General features: G+C 73.2%; 5 protein-coding genes, 1 tRNA gene and 1 pseudogene. All 7 read left to right on the top strand.

The features are described from left to right. Positions 1–339: pseudogene (locus PYV61_RS21010) on the top strand (hypothetical protein); the annotation flags it as partial. Between the two features lie 12 nt (positions 340–351). Next, positions 352–422 (top strand) — tRNA-Gln (locus PYV61_RS21005). A gap of 26 nt (positions 423–448) precedes the next feature. Continuing rightward, positions 449–1,435: a ribose-phosphate pyrophosphokinase gene (locus PYV61_RS21000; protein ID WP_345785274.1), complete on the top strand. Its 987-nt coding sequence runs from the start codon at positions 449–451 to the stop codon at positions 1,433–1,435. Positions 1,436–1,665: 230 nt separating this feature from the next. Next, positions 1,666–2,295 carry a 50S ribosomal protein L25/general stress protein Ctc gene (locus PYV61_RS20995; protein WP_275835308.1) on the top strand — a complete coding sequence of 210 codons (630 nt, stop codon included), beginning with the start codon at positions 1,666–1,668 and terminating at the stop codon, positions 2,293–2,295. Between the two features lie 4 nt (positions 2,296–2,299). Next, the gene (pth, locus tag PYV61_RS20990; RefSeq protein ID WP_345785275.1) at positions 2,300–2,875 is read left to right on the top strand and encodes an aminoacyl-tRNA hydrolase; all 576 of its coding nucleotides are present in this window, start codon (positions 2,300–2,302) and stop codon (positions 2,873–2,875) included. 11 nt (positions 2,876–2,886) lie between these two features. Beyond that, positions 2,887–3,987: a redox-regulated ATPase YchF gene (gene ychF / locus PYV61_RS20985; protein WP_275835306.1), complete on the top strand. Its 1,101-nt coding sequence runs from the start codon at positions 2,887–2,889 to the stop codon at positions 3,985–3,987. Between the two features lie 313 nt (positions 3,988–4,300). Continuing rightward, positions 4,301–4,829: hypothetical protein (locus tag PYV61_RS20980; RefSeq protein WP_275835304.1), on the top strand; the 529-nt coding region annotated here is incomplete at its 3' end.

Below are 4,829 nucleotides of genomic sequence, written 5' to 3'. Positions count from 1 at the left end.
CGCGCGCTGGCGGCGGCGCGCGCGGCGGGCGGCGGCGTGCCGCAGCCGCGGCTGTGGCGTCCCGAGGCGCTGGCCGGGTGGTCGGCGGTCGCGGCGGTCGCGGCCAACGACTTCGAGTCGGTGGTGTTCGCGGCGCGCCCCGACGTGGCCGCCGCGCACGCGGCGCTGGCGGCGCACGCGGCGCATGACGCGGCCGCCATCGTCCGGATGTCGGGATCGGGGGCGACGGTGTTCCTCGTCACCGACGGCGACGCGCCCGCCGGCGTCGTTCCGTCGGGGGGCGCGTGGGTCGAGACGCGCACCGCGACGCGCGTTGCTCCGGTTCTGGCGGCCGGCTAGACTTCGCCCGCTTGCCCCGTCGTTCAACGGCAGGACCCCGCACTTTGGATGCGGTGATCGTGGTTCGAATCCACGCGGGGCAATACCGCTCCCTCCCGTAGAGATTCCGGTGTCCTCCCTAGTGCTCCCCAAGCCCGCCGTGGTCGAGCCGACGACGCCCGCGAAGCCCGGCTACAAGCTCCTCTCCGGCACGGGCAACCGCCCGCTCGCCGAGGAGATCAGCCGCCACCTCGGGCTCGAGCTGTGCCGCGTGACGTGCACGCGCTTCGCCGACGGCGAGATCTTCGTGCGCCTCGACGAGAACATCCGCGGCGCCGACGTCTTCATCGTCCAGCCGACGAACCCGCCCGCGGAGAACATCATGGAGCTGCTGCTCCTGATCGACGCCGCGCGCCGGGCGAGCGCCGCCCGCATCACGGTCGTCATGCCGTACTACGGCTACTCGCGCCAGGACCGCAAGGACCAGCCGCGCGTGGCGATCGGCGCCAAGCTGGTGGCGAACATGGTGCAGACGGCCGGCGCCGACCGCGTGCTCGGCATCGACTTCCACCAGCACCAGCTGCAGGGCTTCTTCGACATCCCGGTCGACCACCTGTACGCGCGGCCCGTGCTGGTGAACCACTACCGGAAGAAGAAGCTGGCGGACCTGGTGGTGGTGGCGCCCGACGTCGGCGCGGCGAAGATGGCGCGCGGCTTCGCCAAGCAGCTCGACGCCGGCTTCGCGATCATCGACAAGCGGCGCCCCAAGGCGAACGTCGCCGAGGTGCTGAACGTGATCGGCGACGTGGACGGGCGGGCGTGCCTGCTGGTCGACGACATGATCGACACGGCCGGGACGGTGACCGAGGCGGCGCGCGCGCTGACGAAGCTCGGCGCCCGCGAGGTCTACGTGTGCGCGACGCACGCGCTGCTGTCGGGCCCCGCGCGCGAGCGGCTGGAGCAGGCGCCGATCGCCGAGGTGACGGTGACCGACACGATCAACATCTCGGCCGAGCGCCGCTTCCCGTCGCTGCACGTCCTGTCGGTGGGGGAGCTGCTGGCGAAGGCGATCCGGTTCACGCATTCCGACCAGTCGGTCTCCAGCCTCTTCGACTGAGCCGGGGTCCTCAGGGGCGGGAGTCGCTACTGCGGGAGTCGGCAGAGCGGGAGTCGTCACTGCGCAGTGCGCGGTCGCGACTCCCGCTCTTTCGCCTCCCGCAGTAGCGACTCCCGTCCTCGGGTTTTAGGTTTCGAGGCTGCGGGTGAGAGGCGGCCGCCGGCAATCCGGTGCCACGGCCGAGGGTAACCCGTTCCACGACATCGACTTTCCGGATAGAGGACCTCCCGATGGCCACCGCTTCCCTGGGCGCCGAGCGCCGCTCGGAGACCGGCAAGGGCGTCGCGCGCAAGCTGCGCGCGGCCGGCCGCATCCCCGCCGTCGTGTACGGCCACAACCGCGCCGCCGAGGCGCTGACCGTCGACGCGCGCGAGCTCGAGCGCCTGCTCGGCCACATCTCGGCCGCCAGCACGGTCGTCGAGCTCGGGCTGGGCGGCGGGACCGCGCGGACGCTGATCCGCGAGATCCAGCGCCACCCGGTCAAGCGCACCATCCTGCACGTCGACTTCCAGGAGCTGGTGGCCGGCGAGCGCGTGACGGTCAGCGTGCCGCTCGTGTTCGTGGGCACCGCGCCGGGCGTGCGCGAGCAGGGCGGCATCTTCGAGGAGGTCCTGCGCGAGCTCTCGATCTCGGCCGACCCGTCGTCGATCCCGAACCACATCGACGTCGACATCTCGAAGCTGACGATCGGGCACCCGATCCACGTGCGCGACCTGCAGCTCCCGTCGGGCGCCACGGCGCTGACGGACGGCGACGCGACGGTGTGCTCGGTGGCCGGCTCGAAGAGCGCGGCGTCGGACGCCGACGCGGCGGCGACGGCGGAGCCCGAGGTCATCCGGCAGAAGAAGGCCGAGGAGTGATCCGCTGAAGGTACTCCTGGGCCTGGGGAACCCCGGGCGCGAGTACGAGGCGACGCGCCACAACGTCGGCTGGTGGGTCCTCGACCACCTGGCCGACGTTTGGCGTTTCGACGGCTGGCGTCCCGCCGGCGACGCGCTGGTGGCCGCCGGCCTGGTGGACGGCGCGAAGGTGCGCCTCGTGAAGCCGCAGACGTACTACAACCGCAGCGGGGACGCCCTGCGCCCCTACCTGCGCCAGCCCTTCTGGGCCCCCGCCGCCGACCTGCTCGTGGTGTGCGACGACGTGGCGCTCCCCGTGGGGCGCTACCGCGTCCGCCCGCAGGGGAGCGCCGGCGGCAGCAACGGCCTCAAGTCGATCGAGCACACGCTCCGGTCGCAGGCGTACCCGCGCCTGCGCATCGGCACGAGGCCGTCCGACGACCGCGCGCTCGGCGACCTCGCCGAGTTCGTGCTCTCCCCGTTCGACCCGATCGAGCGCCAGGAAGTCGGCGCCCTCCTGCCGAAGCTCGTCGACGCGTGCGCGACGTGGCTGCGCGAGGGCACCCTGGCGGCGATGAACAAACACAACGCCAACGCGTAGTCCCCCAGTCCATGCTCCGGATCGGCATCGTCGGTCTCCCGAACGTCGGCAAGTCGACGCTCTTCAACGCGCTCACCTCGGCCGGCGTGCTGGCGGCGAACTACCCGTTCGCGACCAAGGACCCGAACGTCGGGCGCGTCAACGTCCCCGACTCGCGCCTCGACCGGCTGGCCGAGATCGTGAAGCCGCAGCGCACGGTGCCGGCGGTCGTCGAGTTCGTCGACATCGCCGGGCTGGTGAAGGGCGCGTCGCAGGGCGAGGGGCTCGGCAACCAGTTCCTCGCCAACATCCGCGAGACCGACGCGATCGTGCACGTCGTGCGCTGCTTCGACGACGACGACGTGCTGCACGTGATGGGCTCCGTCGACCCGGCCCGCGACCGCGAGGTGATCGAGTTCGAGCTCGCGCTGGCCGACCTCGGGACGGTCGAGAAGCGGCTGGACCGCGCGCGCCGCACGGCCAAGACGGGCGACGCCGACGCGAAGGCCGAGGCGGTGGTGCTGGAGAAGGCGCACGGCTTCCTGAAGGACGGGCGCGCGCTGTGGGAGGCGAAGCTCACCGGCGACGAGCTGGCGGTGCTGCAGCCGCTGTCGCTGCTGACGGTGAAGCCGATCCTGTACGCCGCCAACGTCACCGACGCCGAGCTGACCGGCGCCGAGGGGGCGCACCTGGGGACGCTGCGCGCGGCGATCGCGGCCGGCGGCGAGCGGGCGCAGGTGGTCCCCTTCTCCGCCAAGATCGAGAGCGAGCTGGCCGAGCTGCCCGAGGGCGACCGCGCCGACTTCCTGGCGTCGCTGGGGCTGGAGAGCGCGGGGCTCGACCGGCTGATCCGCGCCGGCTACGACCTGCTCGGGCTGCAGACGTACTTCACGGCCGGCGAGCAGGAGGTGCGCGCCTGGACGATCCACCGCGGCGACACGGCGCCCAAGGCGGCGGGCGTGATCCACACCGACTTCGAGCGCGGCTTCATCAAGGCCGACACGGTGGGCTACGACGAGTTCGTCGGGCACGGCGGGTGGAAGGGGGCGCGCGAGAAGGGGTCGGTGCGCAGCGAGGGGAAGGAGTACGTCGTGCAGGACGGGGACGTGATGCTGTTCAAGTTCAACGTCTGACCGACGACACGGAGCGACCCCGATGCGTGCGATCCTGCTGTTGATGCTGCTGACCGTGTTCGCGTTCCTGCTCGCCCTCGGCTTCCGGAGGCGCCCGCCGCGCTGACCGCGCCGGGTCGGCACGTCCGCGCACGTCCGCCGCACGTTCGCCGAACGCTCACGGAACGGAGCGGCGCGCGGACTTGTCGGGCCCGCCGGCGCCGCCGATACTCGGACGGTGCGCGCGATCCCCCTCTGAGTCTGGACCACCGTCCCCGCGGCCATCGGGCCGTTCGTCGGCGCCGCCGTCGGCTTCGTCGTCGCCCGGCGCAGCATGCGCGCGGAGCGCCGGGCCCCGGCGGGCGCCGTGGACGAGGTGGCGTGGGAGGAGATCCCGATCCCGATCCGCCGGCAGGACGCGGTGATCGCGACGTTCATCGGGACGCACGTCGCCGCGCACGTCGTGCTGCTCGCGATCGTGGCCCGCGACGCGGCGCTGCGGGTGCCGGGGCGCCCGCCGCAGCTCGCGTACTGGGCGAACGGCGTCGCGTCGCTCCTCGCCGCGGTGACCGTGGGCGTGACCGTCGGCTTCGTGCTGTCGTATCGCCGCGTGGCGCCCATCGCCCAGGGGGTGAGCGCCACGCACGCCCGCGTCGGCACGCGGCACGTCGACTGGGGGCTGTACGGCCACTACACCGCCGACCGGCCCGCGCGCGTGCTGCGCGCGTTCGCGGCGGCGCTCCCGGACGTCGCGCCGGCCGTCTGGCACCCGCCCGACGACGCGACCTTCGACCGCGCCGAGGCGGTGCTGGCCGGCGTGCTGGCCGACACGCCGCCGGCGGGGCGCGCGCGGTGGCGCTGGG

It is taken from the genome of Roseisolibacter sp. H3M3-2, from assembly GCF_029211165.1.
GTDB lineage: Bacteria > Gemmatimonadota > Gemmatimonadetes > Gemmatimonadales > Gemmatimonadaceae > Roseisolibacter.
Note: the sequence above shows the minus strand (reverse complement) of the source record. Positions and strands in the feature narration are given on the sequence as shown.

Coding starts and splice junctions, on each gene's coding strand:
- PYV61_RS20995 (WP_275835308.1), top strand. CDS start 1,666: ATGGCCACCGCTTCCCTGGGCGCCGAGCGCCGCTCGGAGACCGGCAAG.
- ychF (WP_275835306.1), top strand. CDS start 2,887: ATGCTCCGGATCGGCATCGTCGGTCTCCCGAACGTCGGCAAGTCGACG.